Below are 21233 nucleotides of genomic sequence, written 5' to 3' on the forward strand. Positions count from 1 at the left end.
TGTTTTAATGGTGGCAATATTGTAAAACACAAGTCAGTTTGCTGCATCACGTGTTACATCAATATGACTGCTATGCAAGCCGCGTTTTAAATCGACACCCAAGGGCATTTCACGGTTTTGTGCATCACTTTCAAACAGGTGTTCCAGTTCTGCCAAAGCGTTACGATGGGTTTCATATACTTTTTGTTCATCGGTATAAATGTGCTGCTGTTGTGCCAAGAGTTGTTCATCATAATCACGGAACAACTCAATGCTTTTATAGGCATCTTTTTCATTAATGCCCAAATCGCGCAAAGCCTGATAGGCCATGCCTAAAGAGGATAAATACGTTTCACGCCAAATATAGGTAACGCCTAAATCGCGCAATAAGTGCACATGATGACGATCACGAGCGCGTACCAGTAATTTTAGCGCTGGATAATTCAGGCGAATATGCCGTGCCACGTTCATTGAGTCTTCAATATCATCAATGGCTAGAATAAAGATTTTGGCATGCTCGATGCCTGCGGCACGTAAAATTTCAGGTTGAGTGGCATCGCCATAATAGACTTTACCGCCGTAATTCCGCACAAAATCAATTTTATCCATATTGCTGTCGATGGCAGTAAAGTGCAGATGCTGCAAGTACGCCACACGGGCAATAATTTGTCCAAAACGACCAAAACCCGCAATAATCATGGGGTGATGTGTATCGGGAATTTCGTCATATTCAGGCGATTTTTCACGTTCTAAGCGAGGAATAATTTGACTGCTCATCAACCAATATAAAATTGGGGTCAACACCATCGACAAAGTCACAATTAAGGTCAGTGGTTGCAGCATGGCCTGGCTGAGCACACTTTCACTTTGTGCGACACTGAGCACCACAAAGGCAAACTCACCGCCTTGTGCCAAGCAAGTCGCCAACAACAAACTATTGCGCCAAGAATATTGGAAATAACGGGCAATGGCCGTGAGGCTAATCAGTTTGATGAGCAGGAGCAGCAATGCACCGCCTACAATCAGCCAAGGGGTATTCATTAAGATTGCCAGTTCGGTGCTCATCCCGACGGTCATAAAAAATAAGCCTAGCAATAAGCCTTTGAATGGGGCAATACTGGCTTCTAACTCATGTCTAAATTCGGAATCTGCCAACAATACGCCTGTTAAAAATGCACCTAAGGTGGTGCTAATGCCCAGCACATCCATAATGCTGACCACGCCAAGTACAATGAATAAACCGACAGCAGTGATCAGTTCATGTGCGCCACTTTTAGCCACAAAACGAAAAAATGGACGCATGAGATAACGGCTAAATAAGAACAAACCGCTAAAGGTCGCCATGATTGCAGCAAAATAAGCAATGCCATGATGAGTCGATTCTGCACCTGCTAACATGGGAATGATGGCAATTAAAGGAATGGCGGCAATATCTTGAAACAGCAGAATGGAAAAGGATTGTTGTCCATAACTGCTGTTGAGTTGCTGCTTTTCTTGCAACATTTGTAGCACAAAGGCTGTAGAGGAAAGTGCCAGTGCAAAACCTATCACCACACTTGAGGCAATGCCTTGCTGTAAGACAAAAAAAGCCAAGATTGCAAGTAGAATACCCGTGATGCCGACCTGTAAACTACCCAAAACAAAAATGGGCTTGCGCATTTCCCACAGCCGTTGTGGACGCAGTTCTAAGCCAATAATAAACATCAGGAACACCACACCATATTCTGCCAGTTCCTGAATATCATCGGGGTCGCTGGCAATATTGAATACGCTAGGCCCTAGCAAAATGCCTGTAAACAAATAGCCCAATACGGTCGCAATACCAAAGCGTTTTAGTAAGGGAACCAAAACCAATGAAGCGCCTAGAAAAATGGTTATTTGTAACAATAAGGACATGTGGTCATCCAAAGTTTAAAGCGGTGGATTATTGAAATAAGTGCTGATACAGCTAAGTTTCAATTTACAGTATTAGCTAAATTCTTGCGGATCTATATCTAAACTTAGTTTCATGCTGGATGGCTTTTCATGCAACATATTTTGCCACCAGTTCCTGATATAAAAATGTAAGCGTGCCCGATCTTTAGACAACAACACCATGTGTGCATGGAAACGTCCTGCTTTACGTTCCATTGGCGCAGGAATCGGCCCCCAAATTTCAATTAATTGTTCTGAATGTTCTCTAAGCCATTGTGCATGTTGTTGTAAAAATTGCTGGTTTAATTCCTGACTTTTAGATTCACAGCGAATCAAAGCACTGTAACGATAAGGCGGTAATTGTGCAGCTTTGCGTTCTTTTAAACTTTGTTTGGCGAACTTGCGGTAATCTCCCTCGACTAATGTGGTGAGAAGTGGATGATCAGGACGCACACTTTGCAAATAAACATCACCTTTATGCTCACCACGCCCTGCACGTCCCGCCACTTGCACAATCAGTTGAGCCGTGCGTTCAGGTGCGCGAATATCCACACTAAGTAAGCCTGAATCAATATCTAAAATTGCCACCAATGTCACATACGGAAAATGATGCCCTTTGGCCAGCATTTGCGTGCCCAATAAAATCAGTGGTTCGCTGCGTTGAATACGGTCATAAATTTTTTGCCAACTGCCAACACGACTGGTTGAGTCACGATCTACCCGAATCACATCTACATTGGGAAACAGCTCGTTTAAACTGTCTTCGACTTTGGCAGTGCCCATGCCAATTGGTTTGAGTTCTGCATGGTTGCAGGCAGGGCATTGCTCAGGTTTACGATGAATCGTACCGCAGTGGTGGCAATGCAAATGTGTATAAGGTTGATGATGCAAGGTAAAGTTGGCATCACAATTCGGGCATTTGGCTTGCCATGCACAGCTCTCACAAATCAATACGGGTGCATAGCCGCGTCGGTTTAAAAACACCAAAACTTGTTCTTTTTTAGCCAAGCGTTTTTTGATTTCATCAATCAATTGTTGGCTAATACCGTGCTGTTTTTTGGCAATTTTTAAATCAATCAGGTGGATTTTGGGCATGAGTGCCGTGCCCGCGCGTTGATTTAATTCCAGACATTGCATTTTGCCTTGATCGACTAGTGCATAGCTGTCAATGCTTGGAGTTGCCGAACCTAAAATAACAGGGCAATTTTCCAGATGGGCACGATAGAGCGCAACATCACGGGCATGGTAGCGAAAACCTTCCTGCTGTTTAAAAGACAGGTCGTGTTCTTCATCTAAAATAATCAAGCCTAAATTTGGCAATGGGGTATAAATCGCAGAACGTGTACCTAAAATAATCGAGGCTTTGCCCGTTTGTGCGGCTTGCCACGCCTGCAAACGCTTGGAATCATTTAAACCTGAATGTAAGAGGGCGATGTGGCAGTGAAAACGCGATTGGAAACGGCTAATGGTTTGTGGCGTTAGACCAATTTCAGGTACTAACACCAACACTTGTTTGCCCTGTTTTAGTACCTCATGCATGATGTGTAAGTACACTTCAGTTTTACCGCTACCCGTTAAACCATCCAGTAAAAATGCCTTATATTGCTGCCGTACTTTAAGTACGCTGTCGATGGCTTTTTTCTGATCTGGATTAGGGGTTAAAGGCATTTGCGCCAAAGTCACTGGCATTGGGCTAAAATCTTGGGCTTCCAAAACACATGCGCAAATTTCTTTATTCGCCAAGGCTTTTAGGGTTGCTGTTTCAATGCCTGCCAAATTTAAAATATTTTCAGAAGTTCCCGAAGGATGCAGCTTTAAAATTTTATAGGCTTCTTGTTGTTTTTCCGAGCGTGTAATTTTAGTTTCGGCATGTGCGTCCAATAATTTCCAAGTGCGTGCCAATAAATTATAGGGTTTGGCTTGGCGCAATAAACTAGGCAAGGCGCTTTGCATCACTTCACCAATCGGGAATTGATAATATTGTGCCGACCATGTCAACAAAGTTAAAACTTTAGGGTCTAAAATCGCTTGCTCATCTAACAGTTCGCTAATGGCTTTGAGTTTAAAACGTGGATCAATTGGGGTGTCGAGTGCCAGTTTTTCGACAATAATTCCGACCAAGTTTTGCCGACCAAAAGAAACCAAGACCCGCGCGCCCACTTCTGCTTGCTGATATTGTGCTGCACTGAGCATATAATCGAAGCAGTCGTAAAGATATACGGGTACAGCCACTCGAATACGATAAACAGGCTGTGGGTCTAAAGTGGAATCTGGCATAGAAAAAGTCGTATCGTCCTGTGAAAAATGGCTTCGTGCTCGACTTTGGCATGTGTTAGAGTGAGCACAGAATTTATATCTAAGAATATGAATGATTTTAGTGGTCAGACGCAACTGCGTTGCAAGAAATTTTGGAAAATTAGAGCATTACAATGCCAGCATATCAATTTACTGCCATTGACGCTTCAGGGAAGCAGCAAAAAGGTGTTTTAGAGGGTGATTCTGCACGACAAATCCGTCAGCAATTACGTGACAAAGAATGGATTCCTGTCAGTGTCGATACCGTTGAACAAAAAGATAAACACAGTGGCAAACAATGGTTTCAGAAAAAAATCACCGCCTATGATTTGGCTTTGCTGACCCGTCAGTTATCGGTTTTGGTGGCTGCGGCGATTCCTTTGGAAGAAGCCGTTCGCGCTGTGGGTAAACAAAGTGAAAAAGCCCATGTGCAAAATTTGCTGATGTCGGTGCGTTCCAAAGTTTTGGAAGGTTATTCACTGGCCAATGCTTTACAACAATCGGGGCGTTTTCCAGACTTATATATTGCCACCATTGCCGCAGGCGAGCGTTCGGGGCATTTGGATTTAATTCTGGAACAATTGGCAGATTACACCGAAAACCGCTTTGCCATGCAGAAAAAAATTCAAGGGGCGATGATTTATCCCATCATTTTAATGCTGATGTCTTTTGCGATTGTGATGGGTTTAATGACTTATGTCGTACCCGATATTGTTAAAACCTTTGATCAGAGCAAAGATGCCTTGCCGTGGATCACCGTGGCATTAATGAAAGCCAGTGATTTTATTCGTGTTGCATGGCCGTTTTTACTGGTGGCTTCTGTGGTGGGGGTATTGTTGTTGGTGCGTTTTTTACGCACCACCGCAGGGCATTATGCCTTTGACCGTTTAACCTTAAAGTTGCCGTTATTTGCAAAATTATCACGTGGGATTAATGCCGCGCGTTTTGCCAGTACCTTGTCTATTTTGACTCAGTCGGGTGTGCCTTTGGTGGATGCGCTAAATATTGGTGCTGCGGTCAGTAACAACTGGGTCATTCGTGATGCGGTCAATTTGGCGGCAGAAAAAGTCACTGAAGGTGGTAACTTGGCGACGCAATTAGAGCGCAGTGGTTATTTCCCACCGATGATGGTACAAATGATCAAAAGTGGTGAAGCCTCGGGCGAGTTAGACCGTATGCTGTCACGTGCTTCAGACATGCAAGACCGTGAAGTGACCACACTGATTTCTACCCTGTTGGCATTATTAGAACCGTTGATGTTGGTACTGATGGCGAGTATTGTACTGGTGATTGTGATTGCGGTAATGCTGCCAATTGTGAATATGAACAATATGATTTAAATCGTTTTGAAGCATCGTTCTTCAAACAGAATCTAAAATAAATGTCGAATTGATATAAATAAATGAGAGAGATTGAATGAAACAGAAGCAACCGAGTAAACAGTCTGGTTTTACCCTGATTGAAGTCATGGTGGTGATTGTAATTTTAGGTGTGTTGGCGGCTTTAATCGTACCGAACGTAATGGGACGTGGTGAAAAAGCCAAAGTAGATACTACGGTTATTACTTTAAAAGGTGTGGCTGGCGCACTCGATCAATACAAACTCGATAATCAAAAATATCCTTCAATGCAAGACGGTGGTTTAGATGCCTTGGTGAATCAGCCTGCTTCGGCTAAAAACTGGTTGCCAGGCGGTTATGTGAAAGGGGGCTATCCGAAAGACAGTTGGGATAATGACATCCAATATGTGATTCCGGGTTCAGAAGGTCGTCCATTTGATTTATATTCTTTTGGTGCAGATGGTCAGCAGGGTGGTGAAGGTACCGATGCCGACATTTATTATCAGCCTTAATAGAAGATGAGTTGAGTCTATATATTGATTCAGTGAACTCCAAAAAAAACCGAGCGCTTAATGCTCGGTTTTTTTATGAATGGTTATTTCTAGCCGCTATTGAACAGTACTATTAACGACGTGATTTAAACGACACATCCACCTGACGTGGTCGATAAATCCACCCCATAATTAACAACAGCAATGAGAAAATCAGCACAGGCCAATCGCTGAGTTGGGTATACAGTGTTTGACCTTGCATGGCAGGCAGATCACCACGCAGCACAAATTCCTGATCCATTGGCGCTTGTTTGACAATATGCCCATGATGGTCAATAAATGCGGTCACACCTGTATTGGTGGCACGAACAAACCAGCGTCCATTTTCTTTGGCGCGCATTTGTACCATTTGTAAATGTTGCAATGGCCCTGCAGTACCCGTAAACCAAGCATCATTGGATACTGTTACCAAAAAGTCACTTTGGCTAGCATTGCGGCGGGTCAGGTTCGGATAAGCCACCTCATAACAAATGGCTGCCCCCAAATGATGCTGTTTAATTGCAAGCGGTTTTTGCTCAGACGCTCCACGTGAAAAACCACTCATGGATGGGTCATTTTGCATCGCAGGTAGTACCCAACTCAGTAAGCCTGAAAGCGGAATATATTCACCAAAAGGCACCAGACGCTGCTTTTTATACAAGCCTTCAGCCGCATCTCCCGTTGCCATAATGCTGTTGTAATACATTGGATGTTGCTGCACTTGTGATTCAGGCAAGTCCCAATACGGAATACCTGTCACCCACGAACTGCCCGTTTTTTCAGCCTGTGTTTTCATGCCATCCAAAAACGGTTCAATATCGGTCTGGAACATTGGAATGGATGATTCAGGCCAGACAATAATGTCGCGTCCCCATTCAGTTCGGGTCAAGCGGGTATAAATTTCCAAGGTCTTAATTTGGTATTCGGTTAGCCACTTTAAGTCTTGAGGAATGTTGCCTTGAATCAGAGAAACCGAGAGTGGCTTTTCAGATTTTGCAGTTACAAAACTGAGTTGTGCTGCACCCCATGCACCCAAAAGTAAAATTGCCGATGGAATCAGCCAGAAGATACGCTTTTTAAGGACTTCAACCAACGCACAGGCCAGCAAGATGACCACAAAAGACACCCCGAAAATACCAAACAACGGTGCATAGCTATCCAAAAAGCGTTCGGTGAAGGCATAACCTGCAAACAGCCATGGAAAACCTGTAAAGACCCAAGTTTTCGCCCATTCAAAAAATACCCATAGCGGTGCAAAAGTCAGTGGTGTTTCAGGGAAAAACCGACGATATAACCACGTTTGTACGGCAGTAAACAAACCCATCAACAGCGCCATAATGACAATCATCAGCACGCTTAAAAAGGCATTGGTGTCGCCATAGACGTGAATGGATGTATAGAGCCAAAATGCTCCGACAAACCACAACCCAATCCCGTAAGACCAACCAATCAAAAAGGCCTGTTTCGGGGTGCGTTTGCTTAAAGTCGCATACAGCAAAGCAGGTGAAAGTAAGGCAATCCACCAGTAATGATAGGGAGCAAGTGCCAAACTAAACACTGCACCTGCCAATAGGGCAATGATTAATGGATAAATTAAGGGCAGTTGTTGATGTTCTGCAGGATTAGACAGCTTGGAAAAAAAAGTCCTCATTGACGTACGGCTCGAATCAGATGAATAGTGCGGGCATCTGCTTCAAGAATGGTAAACTCCCAGTTGCCAATCACAATCACTTGTCCTTGCAAATCACTCACCAAACCAATTTCCTGAAGCAATAAACCGCCCACAGTTTCTACTTCATCGTCAGAAAAATCTGCATCTAAAACATTATTAAAATGTTCGATTGGTGTAAGTGCTTGTACTAACCAAGTATTTGCCGTTTTTGGGTCGTGATCGGGGATGATGTATTCTGCTTCTTCGTCAATATTGTCGTGTTCATCTTCAATTTCACCGACAATTTCTTCTAAAATATCTTCTAAAGTAACCAAGCCCGAAGTGGTGCCATACTCATCAATCACCACTGCAATATGGGTTTGGGTGTTTTTGAGCATACGCAATACTTGGTCTGAACGAGCACTTTCAGGCACAAATAACGGCTGACGCATTAAGGCGCGAATATCGACTTTGGTTCTTTGTTCGGTCAGTAAAGGCAATAAATCTTTTGCCAATAAAATCCCCACCACGTTGTCGGGTTGGTCAGATGAGAACACAGGAAAACGTGAATGTGCCGATTCGACTAGTACATGCAAAATGTCGAGTAGCTCATCATCTTCTTGTAAGCTAATCATGGTGGTACGTGGGGTCATGACTTCACGGATTTTGGTGGCAGGTAAATCCAGAACACCTTCGAGCATTGCCACCGTATCGGGTTCTAAAAAACGACGTGAATCTTGTACTAATTTTAGCAATTCATCGCGGGTTTCTGGTGCAGTGCCTAACCATTTTCTTAGGCCACGCATACCCCACGATGGGCCTGATTCCTCGTGCATGATCTTTCCTAAAGACTCTTTATATCTAAAAAACTTAGCTTAATCATACCTTAGAAAATACAGTTGTCTATTGCTAATCTTGGGAGAAAATGACGGCAATTACGTCACGAGATGTGTTGCTGTGCGTAGCGGGAACACATAAAACAAGGCTGCGCTTTATGCTAAACTAGCCCGATGTTTTAATATCGAGTCTGTGCATGTCTGAACTTCCTGTCACACCTAGTATTCAACTGAATACCCGCGGTTTGCGTTGCCCTGAACCTGTGATGATGCTGCATCAAGCCATTCGCAAATCTAAGTCTGGCGATGTGGTTGAAGTGTTTGCAACTGACAATTCGACGTCTTGGGATATTCCAAAATTTTGCATGCATTTGGGGCATGAGTTGTTATTGCAAGAAGAACGCTTAGATGAGCAAGGCAATAAAGAATTTCATTATTTGGTGAAAAAAGGCTAATAGGCAAAAATTAGCCTCAGCACTTTTAGAACACTATAATTTAAACACGATAAAATAGTCATGTGATCCATATAGGCATATTTCATTTGCAATTCATGCAAGTTGAAATATGCCTTTTGTGTTTTTAGCCATGACGTTCAACTTTATTTTTAATTTTTCATCAATTTTGCATCAATCCAACCTGCTTCACAGTTTGAGTTAAAAAATGGCGAAACGATCCACGAGTTGCGTTATCTGCTACACATTTTTTAAGGGACTTTTCAACTTTTCTGCATTTATAGGGCAAGTTGTGTGCTTGTGCAAAATCTAACAAAGCTCTGTGTGTTGTATAAGAAATAATTTTTAGAGTGTGAGTTTAGTCTATTGTTTAATTATTGATTTTTAACAAAATTATTTTAAATATTTTTTAATATATGGAAAAATTAGCCTATAATGCGATCAGTTTATTGAGTTCGATTGCAGAACATTTGGGGATAAAATTAAGCAGATTTGGGGTTTTGCTTGGTTTGAATGTTATATGGCAGTGTTTATGTTTTATAAGGCTGAAAAAGCTGATTAAGCTGTCGCATTAAAGTAGTCAAGTTAAGAAAAATAATTTTGGGGGGCTTAACTGATTGTCTTTATCTTAAAAAAATATGCCATTTAGACTGAGCAAAATCTGCTTAATTTTTTACGTGATCAATCATCAATAAATCTTGCGTTATCATCATTTTGATTGAGTACGGTATGATTTTAGATAAAAAGCAAAACTTTTCTTTAAAGCCACTGAGTGTGGCGTGTTTATTGGCCATGAGTATCTCAGGCTGTTCATCGGGTTCAGGCTCTCAGTCAAGCACGGTTCAAGTCACTGATGTGTTGGGGGCAGAAAATGTCAGCCAAGAAGATCAACCGACTACAAATGAAGGCATTGGCAGCGGAGTAGAGCAACCTGTCGCACCATCTGCCCCCATTACCGATCAACCTCCTGTGAATTTAGAGCTAGATCATGGCGATGTATCATCCAATGGTGGTGGTTTGAGTGGTGGCAGTACAGATCATGGCAATACATCACCAACTGAAGATTCACTTTTAGACAGCAATGATGCTGTACCTAGCGATGATGCTACCGTTTTAGAAAATAATGATGTCAATCAGCCTGATACGATACCTACACTTGAATCACCTCCGTCAGAAGCAGAGCAACCTGTCGATGTGGTAGCTCCACCTGCAGTAGAGCCTGCTTTAACCGACACCGTTTTGGTCGATAGTGCAATTCAAGATATTGAAGTACCACAAGATACATCTGAAGTTGAGATGGGTAGTACGATTCAAGAACTTGAACCCTCACAAAACACTTTAGAAGTCGAAACAGGCAGTGCATTTCTTGAAAGGAAGGCAATTTAACCATCACAGGCAACTATTCGATGCAGATTGCTGCAGATCAGCAGCAACATGCGGGTTTTAAAGCACGTTTTGGCAATTTGCTGACGGTAACGGGAACCGCCAATTTGGCAGGGACTTTGAACCTGTTTGATGAAGTGCCACTTGATCAGCCACTTATTACTGCACAAGGTTCACAAACTACCGTATTACGTGCGCAACAAGGCGTACAGCGTGAGTTCGATGCTTATCGCTCAAGCAATCCATTATTTGAGTTGACACAAGTTAGTTATCGTCCTGAACTGAATGCAACGGGCGAGCCTGTACGTGCGGCAGATACAATCAATACCGATGTGGTGATTACGGCAAAGCGTAAATCGACTGAAACGGTGGCGGCTCTTGCTGCTGAACTTGAAGGACGTACTCAGGTTGCCCGTAATTTAGATGTAGTTTTAGCAAGTCTTGATCAGAAACAACAGTTAGAAACGCTGGAAGATGCTGAAAAAGTTTTTGCCAATCGCTTATTTAACAATTTTGCTCAAACTATACGTTATAGCAATGCTGCTGAAAGTACAGTTTCTACGCAGGCATTGAATCAACTGTTTCATCAACTTGATCCAAGTTTTTATGCCAATACCGTTTTAAATGTCGCAGAAGAAAGCAGCAAGCAAGAACGTCAGTTTGCACAGCGTTTGGCAACCGCACAACCCAAACAGCTTTGGTTTTCGGGTGATTACCAAAGTTATGATATGGATTATGTCGGCTTAAATAGTGAGCGCCGTAGTCATCATCAAGGTGTTGGTGTGGCAACAAAACTGGCAGGGATGACCTTGGCAGCGCAGGCCGATTTCAGTCAACTGAACTTAGATGATGCCGTACAAACAGGCTCAAAAAATAGCAGTCAGAGCAAAGCCTATGCACTAACTATGGGGACAGCACAGCAGCTTAATCGTGATTTAAGTGTCGCGGCATGGTTAAAAGGCATGCAGGTGGATGTTGACGCGCAGCGTGGTCATGCTCAAGCACAAAAAATACAGTTTGATGGACAAATGTATGCCGCAGGTTTGCGTCTAGATTATAGCTATCCACTCAGTCAAAAAATGCAGATTCAACCGTATTTAGACGCTTCGTTCCAACATTATGTTCATGCCGAACAAACTCAGCAGGATGGTGTCAACAGCTTAGATGATTTGGTGATGCAGCGCTGGAATTTTGGTGCAGGTTTGCAAGCCAATTACCAGTTGAATCCAGCATGGCAATTGCAAGGCAGCTTGTATTACAGCCAACCGATTCAGGAAAAAGCATATTTAGATACCCATTATGTAGGCACAGCGGAGAAACTGAAGTTTGATGCATGGCATGCCGATCAAGGTCAATATCATGCTGCCTTAGGTTCACAACTTCACTTTGGACAACATAGTTTTCTCAATTTGAATTATGAATATAGCGGGCGATCACATAGCGACAGTCATCGGGTACAGTTGGCGGTAACGACTCGATTCTAATTGATCGTTTTATTCATGAGAAAGTCATGAAAAAGCGTAGATTTGCGTATGAATGAGAAGTTTGAATCTTGATTGAAACAGCCATGTAGATAAATCTGCATGGCTGTTTTTTAGATCACAGTCAAATGGACTGAGTTTTAGACCGCATAGCGACTCATTAAAGTCAGTGGTGCTTTGGACTGTAAATAATCGGCAGGAATAAATACGATATTGGCAGCGTGTTGCTGTGCTGCATCAATAATATGGTTGATCACATCGTCTGTGGCTTGTGCGCTGTCAGGTGCGTGCGCTTGATCTAGATAAATTCGTTGCTGGTCGGTATCGACCCAACCTGTCTGCATGTAGCCTTGTTGAACATATAAAGTATCGACATTATTTTGCAACACTGCCTGATAAATTTGCTGCAGATCGGTCACAACACGGTCACTGGCATAGAGTTCATCCAGTTGCTGCGCATGTTGCTGATGCAATTGTTGTTGATGGCTTTTTAGCTCGGTCTGAATACTGTCAATAATGTGTTGTGCGCTGCCTTGTTCTAGCTGAGTGACGTTATCTACACTGAAAATAATGGCATTGGGTTGGTCGCAAATAGATTCATAAAAACTGATATTGCGTCGATCACCCACAATGACCAAGCCCAATGGCTCACTGGCACGTACAGTTTGCACATTTTTATCGACACGGTTTAAAAACTCTTTGAGTAAACGGTCTTCATTGGCGGCTGTGGCACGTTCTGCACCGCTGGTGCTATATAAGTTATCATTTTGAACAGGAAATGCACCATGTGGCAGTCGTTCATTCAAGTCGCTGTCATCTACAGAAAACTCATGGATTACACGATCATTGGAGGCCTTAATCAGACGTCCAACTTCACGACTGATCACTACCACATAGTATTGCACTGCATAAGATAGCTCACGAATAAAATCACGCACTGAAAATTGTTGATCAATCACAATACGTTCTTGGGTAGGGAATGGCAGACGCAGTACTTGTGCACTGTCGGCTGTGGCAAAAATAGCCAGACTGTCTAAATGGTAGTTGGGATTCAAATCTTTGGTTTGATGATGAATCTGTTCTAAAATTTGTGCCACCAGACGTTTGTCATAGTCTGCCAACAGGCGTTCTTCGAGTTGTTTAAGTTGGTTTTTAAGAGCAATCACATCTTGCTGATTGTCTGGAAAGGTACGATGTGTGGGTAGAAATAAGCTGACTGCAGGTTGTGCCTGCACATTTTTAAGTTGGTTGAGGGTGTCTGTTAAATTAAGCATGTTGGAATTCCTCTTCTAATGAAAATAAGAAGAACAACCAAATGCTTGAGCAAGATAAAACTCAAAGTACTGCTTTATACTCCACTCAAGTCAGTTTTAGTCAGCATCTACAACATTTTGCTACCGTGCTAAGTGCTGCATAAAATGCCGAATAGCATTGTATAAAAGCTGACAAAACAACATTTTCGGTTGTTCAAGTCTGAAAAAAACGAAATAAAAAACTAAAAATAGAAAAGATAAAAAATAAGCAAAAACAGCATAACAAGGAAAGTTATTCAATCGCCTGCTTTTGAATAGAGAAATACCTGAAAAATGTAAGGGATTATGAGACCTTGGTAATTTTGTAAACTGTGTATAAAAAAGCAGTGCCGAGGCACTGCTTTTGGGTTTCTCAATTGCGATTCGCAATTACATATTCGGGTAATTCGGACCACCGCCACCTTCAGGTGTTACCCAAGTGATGTTCTGTGATGGGTCTTTAATGTCACAAGTCTTACAGTGAACACAGTTGGCTGCGTTAATCTGGAAGCGTTTTGAACCATCATCATTTTCCATGATTTCATAAACACCCGCAGGGCAGTAGCGCTGTGCAGGCTCATCCCATTTAGGTAAGTTTACGTTCACTGGAATAGAGGTATCTGTCAACTTTAAGTGTGCTGGCTGATTTTCTTCATGTACGGTATTCGATACAAACACTGAAGATAAACGGTCAAAAGTCAGCTTGCCATCTGGTTTTGGATAGTTCGGTTTAAAGCTGGTTGCATCTACAGTTTTGAGTGCGCTGAAATCAGGCACTAAATCATGCAAAGTAAATGGTACTTTAAACACGTTCTGGTCGATAAAGTTAAACGCACCACCCATCCATTGACCAAACTTATGCATTGCAGGGCCAAAGTTACGTGCGCTATAAAGTTCTTCTTTCAGCCAGCTGTTGTTGAATTTTTCAGTGTAAGCCGTTAGCTCTTTCACAAAGAAATCTTCGCCTTCAGTTACGCGAGCAATCGCCAAGTCACCGCCTTTTGCGACACCTGCAGCAATCGCTTCAAATACTGCTTCACCGCAAAGCATGCCAGACTTCATGGCGGTATGAGAGCCTTTGATTTTGGCAAAGTTTAAGAAGCCTGCATCATCACCAATTAAAGAACCACCTGGGAAGGTGAATTTTGGCAATGAGTTAAAGCCACCTTTGGTCACAGCACGTGCACCATAAGAAATACGCTTGCCGCCTTCTAGATACTGTTTAATTAGAGGGTGAGTTTTCCAGCGCTGCATTTCCATAAATGGATACATGTGTGGGTTGGTATACGACAAGTCCACAATCATACCCAAAGTCACTTGGTTGTTTTCTGCGTGGTATAACCACCAACCGCCTGAAGAACCTGTTTCACTTAATGGCCAGCCTGCACCGTGCATGACTAAACCTGGTTTGTGTTTTGCAGGGTCAATTTCCCAAAGTTCTTTAATACCAATCCCGTAGTGTTGCGGATCGGCATCTTTATCCAAATTGAATTGCTGGATTAAACGCTTACCTAAATGACCACGACAGCCTTCTGCGAAAATGGTGTATTTGGCATGTAGTTCATAACCCGGTGTGAAGTTATGCGTTGGCTCGCCATCTTTACCAATGCCCATGTCACCAGTTTGGATGCCTTTAACCGTACCATCGGCATGGTAAAGAATTTCAGATGCCGCAAAGCCAGGGAAAATAGAAACTTCTAATTCTTCGGCTTTTTGACCTAACCAACGCACCACGTTGCCTAACGAGATCACGTAGTTACCATCGTTATGCATGGTTTTAGGCACCATCCAATGCGGTGCTTGCTGAGCTTTTTCAGGTGACATCAAGAAGAAAGTTTTATCTTCAGTCACAGGCACATTTAAAGGCGCACCTTCTTCTTTCCAGTTAGGAAATAACTCGTTGATGGCACGAGGCTCAAGAATTGCACCCGAAAGGATATGCGCACCAACTTCAGAGCCTTTTTCGACCACACAAACGGACAGATCATTTAAATTGTTTTCAATTGCAAGTTGACGAATTTTGATCGCAGCAGAAAGACCCGCAGGGCCTGCGCCTACGATGACTACGTCAAACTCCATCGATTCACGTTCGATGTGTTCCATGTAGGACTCCTCATATAATTGAAGGTGGCAACCGCATCAAGCAACGGTGCTGCCATGAGTATTTTTAGTTGCCAGACACAAATTTAATCGTGTCTTTTACAGTATGGGTAAGTATTGTGAGCTAGTATAGTTTTAAACCGAGTCTTAGCCAATTGGCTGAATCGTATTATTTTTCCGTCAGTAAGGTACTGCAGCATGAAGCATGACGATAATTCAATCAAACCGACAGAAAATGTAGCTACGGCTGATAATAAAAATTTAATGCACATTGCACAATATATAAAAACTGGACAGTCAGGTCACAAAAGATCAATCCCTCCTTTGGAGCAATGGCATCCAAAGCATTGTGGAGCAATGGATTTGCTGGTCAAAGCCAATGGAGAATGGTGGCACGAAGGTCAATTGATCAAACGTCAGGCATTGGTTGATCTGTTTTCTAGTGTGTTATGGAAAGAGCAGGGCAAGTTTTATTTAAAAACCCCAGTGGAACAAATTGAAATCCAGGTAGAAGATGAGCCTTTGTTCATCAATCAGGTTGATGTGGTCGAAATCGGACAGCAAAATTATATTCAACTTATCACTACACATCAGGATATTGTGATTGTTGATGCCGAGCATCCTATTTTTATGCGTGAATATGCAGGTGAGCTGCGTCCTTATGTGCATGTGCGTTTTGGTATTAATGCCCTGATTCAGCGTGCGGCTTTTTTACATTTGGTGGAATTGGGCGAGCTGAGTGAAAATGCGCAGGGCGAAACGATTTTATCGTTGAAAAGTGGTGATTTGCACTTGCATTTAAGCAGCTGAGGTTTAAGCTTTATTCATCCCATTTTGTATTGCTGAATCTCTTGCTATGACAGCCATTCATCCTGTTTCTCCCTTAAATCAAGCCATGCCAAAAGCACAAGCCAGTGCGCCAATTGGTATTTTTGATTCGGGCATAGGAGGCTTGTCAGTTGCCATTGAAATTGCAGAATATTTGCCCAATGAGCGCATCCTTTATTATGCCGATACTGCACATGTGCCGTATGGCCCACGTGATGATCAAAATATTCGAGAACTCACTGCAGCTGCAATCGAATGGTTATATCGACAAGGTTGTAAAGTTGCGGTCGTGGCGTGTAATACTGCTTCTGCTTTTAGTCTAGATTATCTGCGCGATCATTACGGCGAAGATTTTCCCATTATTGGTTTAGTGCCTGCTTTAAAGCCTGCCGTATTAAATAGCCAAAGCAAAACTGTGGCTGTACTTGCGACGCCTGCGACTTTTCGCGGACAACTTATTAAAGATGTGATGCAGCGTTTTGCGATTCCTGCTCAAGTGCAAGTCTTGAATGTCACCAATCTAGATTTAGTGCCTTTTGTTGAGCAAGGGGCGCAAATGAGTGAGGCATGTTTAAGTTCCTTACAGCAGAGTTTGCAACCTGTGGTCGATCAGGGCGCGGACTATTTGGTGCTCGGTTGTACCCATTATCCTTTCCTAAAACCTGCGATTGAGTCCATTTTTGGTCAGAAACTGACATTAATTGACTCGGGAATTGCCGTTGCGCGTCAAACTTCCCGCATTTTAATTAAAAATGAGTTATTATTTGAACAAAGTTTGGCAGATACTTTACAAATTGCGTGTTATGTCAGCGGGAACAATGCAGAACAATTAAAGCCCGTGTTGCAGCATCTTATTCCAGGCAATATTTCTTGGAGTATCGCAAATGTGAGTACTGTGGACTGACTTTAAGATAATTTTTTTATGATTGGGGAAAGGCATTACAAGTAGACGGTGACCGACTTGTAATGGCAATAGGAGAGGGGAAACCAATGCTCGATAAGCGCTATCAGGTCTTTATCTCGACGTCTGGGGCAGATATGCAGCCAGAACGAGTGATCTTGGCACAAACATTGGTGGGAATGGGTTTTTTTTCGTGGGGTTTAGAACAACGTACCTCACTCAGCACTGCATTTGCACGCCGTCAAATTGATGATTGTGATTATGTGGTGATTCTATTGGGCAGCCAGTACGGTGAGCAATCGGTGTCGGGCGTGGGGTATATGCATTTAGAGTATATTTATGCAGTCACCAAGCAAAAGCCGATCATTGTATTTATGCACGAAGACCCAGATTCACGTGATTCATCTTTACATGATGAAAAACCTGAATTACGTGAAAAATTCAAAGAGTTCCGTAAATTATTACAACAAGAAGTCGATCAGGTGTTTAGCTACCGCACTCTGCGTGATTTAGAGCTTGCTGTCCGCTTTAATATGTCGCAAATGCTAGAACGTTATCCGACTTCTGGTTGGGTGCGCCCGCAAAATACACAAGCTTTGCATGATGAAATTGAACGTTTAAAAAGTAAGTTACGTCAGCTGGAAACCGATGTGGGACAGCGCGAAGCAGACCCGTTTCTAAGCGTATCTAAAGTGTCGATGAATGAATCATATCGTTTTGAATATCGCATGCATGCCTATCAGGATGGTAACTTTAGAGAGCTGAAAGTTGAGCGAAGTTTAAGTTGGGCGCAGTTGTTGGCAATTTTAGGCAATACTTTTATTCATCCAACCCCTGAAGAATATTTTTCGAAACGCATGAATGAATATTTGAATGAAACTGGTTTGGAGGATGCACGTCGGATCATGCCACGTGCGCATGCAGTTGCACGTGCCCAAATCAATATTCGGGCCTTGCATCAGATTAAAATGCAAATGCGTCAAAATGACTGGATTGTGCAGGCGGGGCGTGATGATCGTCAGCGGATGTTGTGGCAAACCACGGCAAAAGCGCAAAAACTTTTAGAGAGCAATTTGCTAGATACCGATCGGGTTTATTCATTTAAAACACCGTATTAATCTCTCAATACAGAGTGAAAAAACTGTTAAAGTAGTCGGGCTCAATCATCAGACACGAGGGCTGAATGTTGTCTACAGCAAAACCCAAAGTAACCGTTCTTTTAGCCAATTTAGGTACGCCTGATGAACCGACTGCAGCAGCGGTTCGCCGTTTTTTAAAGCAGTTTTTATCCGATCAACGGGTGATTGAAATTCCAAAACCGATTTGGCAAATCATTTTGAACTTATTCATTTTGCCATTTCGTCCTAAGCGTGTTGCACATGCTTATGCCATGGTCTGGCAGCAAGATTCACCGATGCGGGAAATTTTGTTGCAACAGGTTGATGCTTTAAAACAGCAGTTATTGCCGCTATATCCTGAGTTTGAATTGAATATTCTACCGGTAATGACCTATGGCAATCCGGGTATTCAACAGGCTTTGGCAGCTTTGAGTCAAAATCCTCAAGATCACGTGATTTTGTTCCCTTTATTTCCACAATATTCGGCAACTTCGACTGCACCTTTATATGATGCCGTTGCCAAATGGGTGCCACAGCAGCGTAATTTGCCGGGCTTATCCATCATTCGTGATTATTATCAGCATCCTTTATACATTCAGGCGTTGGCGCAAAGTGTGCGTGAATTTCAAGCCGAGCATGGTGTGGCAGAAAAATTATTGATGTCGTTTCATGGCATTCCACAGCCGTATGCCGATAAGGGTGATCCGTATGCAGAGCGTTGTCGGATCACGGCCAAATTGCTTGCCGATGCTTTAAATTTAAATGATGATCAGTGGGCAATTAGCTTCCAGTCACGTTTTGGCAAACAAGAATGGGTCAAACCCTATACCGATGTCTTACTTGAAGAATGGGGACAGCAGGGCGTGAAGTCGGTGCAAATTATGAGTCCTGCTTTTTCTGCAGATTGTTTGGAAACGCTAGAAGAATTGGCAATTCAAAACGCAGAATTGTTTTTACAAGCAGGTGGCAAAGAATATGCCTATATTCCTGCACTGAATACCCGTGCCGATCATTTGGGTTTGCTCAAACATTTACTTCAAGCTAATCTTGATGCTGTAAAGCTTAACCTAAGCCATTAATTTTTGAGGTTCGCCACCATGTTGCAAGTCAAAATTGTTCCCGTCACCGCTTTTCAGCAAAACTGCTCGATTGTGTGGGATGCAGAAAGCAAAGAAGCAATTTTGATTGATGCAGGCGGTGAGCCTGAAAAGCTGAAAGCCGAAGTTGAAGCGTTGGGTTTAACGGTGAAAGCTTTGTGGCTCACTCATGGACATTTAGACCATGCGGGGGCTGTTGGTGCGTTGCAACATTACTGGAATGTTCCTGTGATTGGTCCACAGAAAGAAGATGCTTTTTGGTTAGATCAACTGCAAGAAGTGTCTGCACGTTATGGTTTTCCTATCCCTGAACAAGTCACGGTTACACAGTGGTTAGAGGGTGGTGAAGTGCTGCAATTGGGTCAAGAAAGCTTTGAAGTGCGTTATGCACCAGGGCATACCCCAGGCCATGTGATGTTTTATAATGCAAAATATGGCGTCTTGTGGACAGGCGATGTGCTATTTAAAGGCTCGATTGGACGCACCGATTTTCCACGTGGGAATCATCAACAATTATTAGATTCAATTCAGCGCGAGTGTTTTAGTTTGCCCGATGACACTCAGTTTATTTCGGGGCATGGTCCCATCAGTACCATTGGATTTGAAAAACAGCATAACCCGTTTGTAGCAGGGCAAGCAGGTTAAAAGCAGTGTGTATTTATGCTTTAAGAAAAAGTCAGCAGTCGCTGACTTTTTTATTTGCGAAAGGGATTATTCAGCATTTGTTTGCTTTCACTTGCAAACAGCATTGTGAAAATTGTCAGTAAGATGCCTATGCACAGCATGAGTAAATCATGCGCGTACAGTCCAAAGCCTAAACTGCTGGTAGAGAGTAAAATACACAGCATTACAATTCCTTTTAACATGATTTCCATGGTGAAATGTTCCTAGGTTATTTTTTGCTTTCTTTATTGTTATGTGCAGTGACGGAGTCACGAATAGTGCAAAGTATAACCTGTGCTAATTCTGCTGAAAGCAATTATAGAACAACTAAATTTTGAATAATTTTTCTAAAAATGTGAAAAATTCCATGAAACTGTGTGTAGTTTTAGGCAATATTTGGCGTGGAAATTTATTGCTTATTCCTCAGAGTTTTCTGCTTGCGGAGCATCTTGGGTGGGTAAGCGATACTCGTCATTTGCCCATGCGCCTAAATCAATGAGCTTGCAACGCTCAGAACAAAAAGGACGAAATGGATTGTTTTCCCATTGCGAAGGTTCACCACAACGAGGGCAAGGAAAAGTGCGTGGCATGATCAACTCCAAATGAAAAATGCAGGATTGGATTAGGCAAATAGCACCTGACTTGATAGACTTGTGCCGAATTTTGTAAGTTTGATCTGATTATGCCAATTCGTCAATTTCAAGCACAGCGTATGCATGCCCCTCGTGATTTTCAAGCCATTGCCAATGAATCGGTTTGTGTGGAAATTGGGGCCGGAAAAGGTAAACACGCCCTATTGTTTAGCGGGCAGCATCCTGAGCACAAGTTGATTGCAATTGAGCGCACCCGTGAAAAATTTTTGGCGATGCAAAAACAGCATCAGCTTGAAGGTCAGCAGAACTTACAGATTGTGCATGCCGATGCCATTCCATGGATTGTGCATGCTTTATTTCCTGCTCAAGTTGAGCAATTCTTTATTTTATATCCGAATCCAGAACCACATAATGCCACCCAGCGTTGGTTGAATATGCCGTTTTTTGAGTTTCTATTGTCGCGTTTAAAAGCAGGCGGCAGTATTACTTTAGTAAGTAATATTCCTGAATATATTGCAGAAGCACAGCAACAGCTGATTGAAGTGTGGAAATTGCCATTTATTCAGCAGGATGTTCCAGTAGATTCAGCACGCACTCACTTTGAAATCAAATATTTAGCACGTGGTGAGCGTTGTCAGGAACTGCTGATCACCAAACCTGCGGCTTATACAACCCGTTTTGATGATTTTCAGCCTTTGCAAGGACAGCAGCCAACTTTAACACCTGCTGCAGTTGAGGCGAAAGTTTCTGCAGACTCAAGTGCAACAACTGAGTAAACAGG

General features: G+C 42.7%; 18 protein-coding genes. 11 read left to right on the forward strand and 7 right to left on the reverse strand.

What is annotated here, in order from left to right:
* Positions 1 to 33 precede the first annotated feature (33 nt).
* Both J4G44_RS04190 and J4G44_RS04195 read right to left on the reverse strand, forming a co-directional pair.
* On the reverse strand, positions 34 to 1875 hold the full coding sequence (locus tag J4G44_RS04190; RefSeq protein ID WP_131261089.1) for a monovalent cation:proton antiporter-2 (CPA2) family protein: 1842 nt from the start codon (positions 1873 to 1875) through the stop codon (positions 34 to 36).
* 72 nt (positions 1876 to 1947) lie between these two features.
* Positions 1948 to 4170 carry a primosomal protein N' gene (locus J4G44_RS04195; protein WP_180079865.1) on the reverse strand — a complete coding sequence of 741 codons (2223 nt, stop codon included), beginning with the start codon at positions 4168 to 4170 and terminating at the stop codon, positions 1948 to 1950.
* Positions 4171 to 4322: 152 nt separating this feature from the next.
* Here J4G44_RS04195 and gspF point away from each other — a divergent pair, with 152 nt between their 5' ends.
* Positions 4323 to 5528 carry a type II secretion system inner membrane protein GspF gene (gene gspF / locus J4G44_RS04200; RefSeq protein WP_004975948.1) on the forward strand — a complete coding sequence of 402 codons (1206 nt, stop codon included), beginning with the start codon at positions 4323 to 4325 and terminating at the stop codon, positions 5526 to 5528.
* Positions 5529 to 5604: 76 nt separating this feature from the next.
* The gene (gene gspG / locus J4G44_RS04205) at positions 5605 to 6039 is read left to right on the forward strand and encodes a type II secretion system major pseudopilin GspG (RefSeq protein ID WP_004975950.1); all 435 of its coding nucleotides are present in this window, start codon (positions 5605 to 5607) and stop codon (positions 6037 to 6039) included.
* A 112-nt stretch (positions 6040 to 6151) separates the two neighbouring features.
* Here gspG and lnt read toward each other — a convergent pair whose 3' ends face one another.
* Both lnt and J4G44_RS04215 read right to left on the reverse strand, forming a co-directional pair.
* Positions 6152 to 7708: an apolipoprotein N-acyltransferase gene (lnt, locus tag J4G44_RS04210; RefSeq protein WP_207973877.1), complete on the reverse strand. Its 1557-nt coding sequence runs from the start codon at positions 7706 to 7708 to the stop codon at positions 6152 to 6154.
* Positions 7705 to 8544, reverse strand: coding sequence for a CBS domain-containing protein (locus J4G44_RS04215; protein WP_207973878.1), 840 nt, complete (start codon positions 8542 to 8544; stop codon positions 7705 to 7707). The genes lnt and J4G44_RS04215 overlap by 4 nt, the downstream gene beginning before the upstream one ends.
* Positions 8545 to 8741: 197 nt before the next feature.
* On the opposite strand from J4G44_RS04215, the gene tusA reads away from it, so the two are divergent.
* The 3 genes from tusA (at position 8742) to J4G44_RS04230 (ending at position 11863) form a co-directional block, all read left to right on the forward strand.
* Entirely contained in the window at positions 8742 to 8999 is a 258-nt protein-coding gene (gene tusA, locus J4G44_RS04220) for a sulfurtransferase TusA (protein WP_004975955.1), read from the forward strand.
* A 726-nt stretch (positions 9000 to 9725) separates the two neighbouring features.
* Positions 9726 to 10382 (forward strand): hypothetical protein, encoded by a 657-nt coding sequence (locus J4G44_RS04225; protein ID WP_154321099.1) that lies wholly within the window; start codon positions 9726 to 9728, stop codon positions 10380 to 10382.
* Positions 10383 to 10402: 20 nt separating this feature from the next.
* Positions 10403 to 11863, forward strand: a complete 1461-nt coding sequence (locus tag J4G44_RS04230) for an autotransporter outer membrane beta-barrel domain-containing protein (RefSeq protein WP_131261087.1) — start codon at positions 10403 to 10405, stop codon at positions 11861 to 11863.
* Between the two features lie 137 nt (positions 11864 to 12000).
* Here J4G44_RS04230 and J4G44_RS04235 read toward each other — a convergent pair whose 3' ends face one another.
* Both J4G44_RS04235 and J4G44_RS04240 read right to left on the reverse strand, forming a co-directional pair.
* Positions 12001 to 13134 (reverse strand): AOC03_06830 family ribosome hibernation factor, encoded by a 1134-nt coding sequence (locus tag J4G44_RS04235; RefSeq protein WP_104852982.1) that lies wholly within the window; start codon positions 13132 to 13134, stop codon positions 12001 to 12003.
* Between the two features lie 408 nt (positions 13135 to 13542).
* Positions 13543 to 15255: an electron transfer flavoprotein-ubiquinone oxidoreductase gene (locus tag J4G44_RS04240; protein WP_004975965.1), complete on the reverse strand. Its 1713-nt coding sequence runs from the start codon at positions 15253 to 15255 to the stop codon at positions 13543 to 13545.
* A gap of 195 nt (positions 15256 to 15450) precedes the next feature.
* On the opposite strand from J4G44_RS04240, the gene J4G44_RS04245 reads away from it, so the two are divergent.
* The 5 genes from J4G44_RS04245 (at position 15451) to J4G44_RS04265 (ending at position 19841) form a co-directional block, all read left to right on the forward strand.
* Entirely contained in the window at positions 15451 to 16062 is a 612-nt protein-coding gene (locus tag J4G44_RS04245) for a DUF1285 domain-containing protein (RefSeq protein WP_004975967.1), read from the forward strand.
* A gap of 46 nt (positions 16063 to 16108) precedes the next feature.
* Positions 16109 to 16984: a glutamate racemase gene (gene murI, locus J4G44_RS04250; RefSeq protein ID WP_004975969.1), complete on the forward strand. Its 876-nt coding sequence runs from the start codon at positions 16109 to 16111 to the stop codon at positions 16982 to 16984.
* A gap of 86 nt (positions 16985 to 17070) precedes the next feature.
* Positions 17071 to 18099 carry a DUF4062 domain-containing protein gene (locus J4G44_RS04255; protein ID WP_004975972.1) on the forward strand — a complete coding sequence of 343 codons (1029 nt, stop codon included), beginning with the start codon at positions 17071 to 17073 and terminating at the stop codon, positions 18097 to 18099.
* Positions 18100 to 18164: 65 nt separating this feature from the next.
* Positions 18165 to 19178: a ferrochelatase gene (gene hemH, locus J4G44_RS04260; protein ID WP_207973879.1), complete on the forward strand. Its 1014-nt coding sequence runs from the start codon at positions 18165 to 18167 to the stop codon at positions 19176 to 19178.
* An 18-nt stretch (positions 19179 to 19196) separates the two neighbouring features.
* On the forward strand, positions 19197 to 19841 hold the full coding sequence (locus tag J4G44_RS04265) for an MBL fold metallo-hydrolase (protein ID WP_178866025.1): 645 nt from the start codon (positions 19197 to 19199) through the stop codon (positions 19839 to 19841).
* Positions 19842 to 20275: 434 nt separating this feature from the next.
* Here J4G44_RS04265 and J4G44_RS04270 read toward each other — a convergent pair whose 3' ends face one another.
* Complete coding sequence (locus tag J4G44_RS04270; RefSeq protein WP_004975985.1) at positions 20276 to 20449, reverse strand: DNA gyrase inhibitor YacG; 174 nt, start codon at positions 20447 to 20449, stop codon at positions 20276 to 20278.
* An 86-nt stretch (positions 20450 to 20535) separates the two neighbouring features.
* On the opposite strand from J4G44_RS04270, the gene J4G44_RS04275 reads away from it, so the two are divergent.
* Entirely contained in the window at positions 20536 to 21228 is a 693-nt protein-coding gene (locus tag J4G44_RS04275) for a tRNA (guanine-N(7)-)-methyltransferase (protein ID WP_225530224.1), read from the forward strand.
* The last annotated feature ends 5 nt before the right edge of the window (positions 21229 to 21233 follow it).

The organism is Acinetobacter towneri, assembly GCF_017498585.1.
GTDB classification, from domain to species: Bacteria; Pseudomonadota; Gammaproteobacteria; order Pseudomonadales; family Moraxellaceae; genus Acinetobacter; species Acinetobacter towneri.

What these genes read in the sequence shown, in the direction of transcription:
- J4G44_RS04215 (WP_207973878.1), bottom strand. Translation starts at nt 8,544, where the DNA reads ATGCACGAGGAATCAGGCCCATCGTGGGGTATGCGTGGCCTAAGAAAA.
- gspG (WP_004975950.1), top strand. Translation starts at nt 5,605, where the DNA reads ATGAAACAGAAGCAACCGAGTAAACAGTCTGGTTTTACCCTGATTGAA.
- gspF (WP_004975948.1), top strand. Translation starts at nt 4,323, where the DNA reads ATGCCAGCATATCAATTTACTGCCATTGACGCTTCAGGGAAGCAGCAA.
- hemH (WP_207973879.1), top strand. Translation starts at nt 18,165, where the DNA reads ATGTTGTCTACAGCAAAACCCAAAGTAACCGTTCTTTTAGCCAATTTA.
- murI (WP_004975969.1), top strand. Translation starts at nt 16,109, where the DNA reads ATGACAGCCATTCATCCTGTTTCTCCCTTAAATCAAGCCATGCCAAAA.
- J4G44_RS04255 (WP_004975972.1), top strand. Translation starts at nt 17,071, where the DNA reads ATGCTCGATAAGCGCTATCAGGTCTTTATCTCGACGTCTGGGGCAGAT.
- J4G44_RS04225 (WP_154321099.1), top strand. Translation starts at nt 9,726, where the DNA reads ATGATTTTAGATAAAAAGCAAAACTTTTCTTTAAAGCCACTGAGTGTG.
- J4G44_RS04240 (WP_004975965.1), bottom strand. Translation starts at nt 15,255, where the DNA reads ATGGAACACATCGAACGTGAATCGATGGAGTTTGACGTAGTCATCGTA.
- J4G44_RS04265 (WP_178866025.1), top strand. Translation starts at nt 19,197, where the DNA reads ATGTTGCAAGTCAAAATTGTTCCCGTCACCGCTTTTCAGCAAAACTGC.
- J4G44_RS04270 (WP_004975985.1), bottom strand. Translation starts at nt 20,449, where the DNA reads ATGCCACGCACTTTTCCTTGCCCTCGTTGTGGTGAACCTTCGCAATGG.
- tusA (WP_004975955.1), top strand. Translation starts at nt 8,742, where the DNA reads ATGTCTGAACTTCCTGTCACACCTAGTATTCAACTGAATACCCGCGGT.
- lnt (WP_207973877.1), bottom strand. Translation starts at nt 7,708, where the DNA reads ATGAGGACTTTTTTTTCCAAGCTGTCTAATCCTGCAGAACATCAACAA.
- J4G44_RS04195 (WP_180079865.1), bottom strand. Translation starts at nt 4,170, where the DNA reads ATGCCAGATTCCACTTTAGACCCACAGCCTGTTTATCGTATTCGAGTG.
- J4G44_RS04245 (WP_004975967.1), top strand. Translation starts at nt 15,451, where the DNA reads ATGAAGCATGACGATAATTCAATCAAACCGACAGAAAATGTAGCTACG.
- J4G44_RS04190 (WP_131261089.1), bottom strand. Translation starts at nt 1,875, where the DNA reads ATGTCCTTATTGTTACAAATAACCATTTTTCTAGGCGCTTCATTGGTT.
- J4G44_RS04235 (WP_104852982.1), bottom strand. Translation starts at nt 13,134, where the DNA reads ATGCTTAATTTAACAGACACCCTCAACCAACTTAAAAATGTGCAGGCA.
- J4G44_RS04230 (WP_131261087.1), top strand. Translation starts at nt 10,403, where the DNA reads ATGCAGATTGCTGCAGATCAGCAGCAACATGCGGGTTTTAAAGCACGT.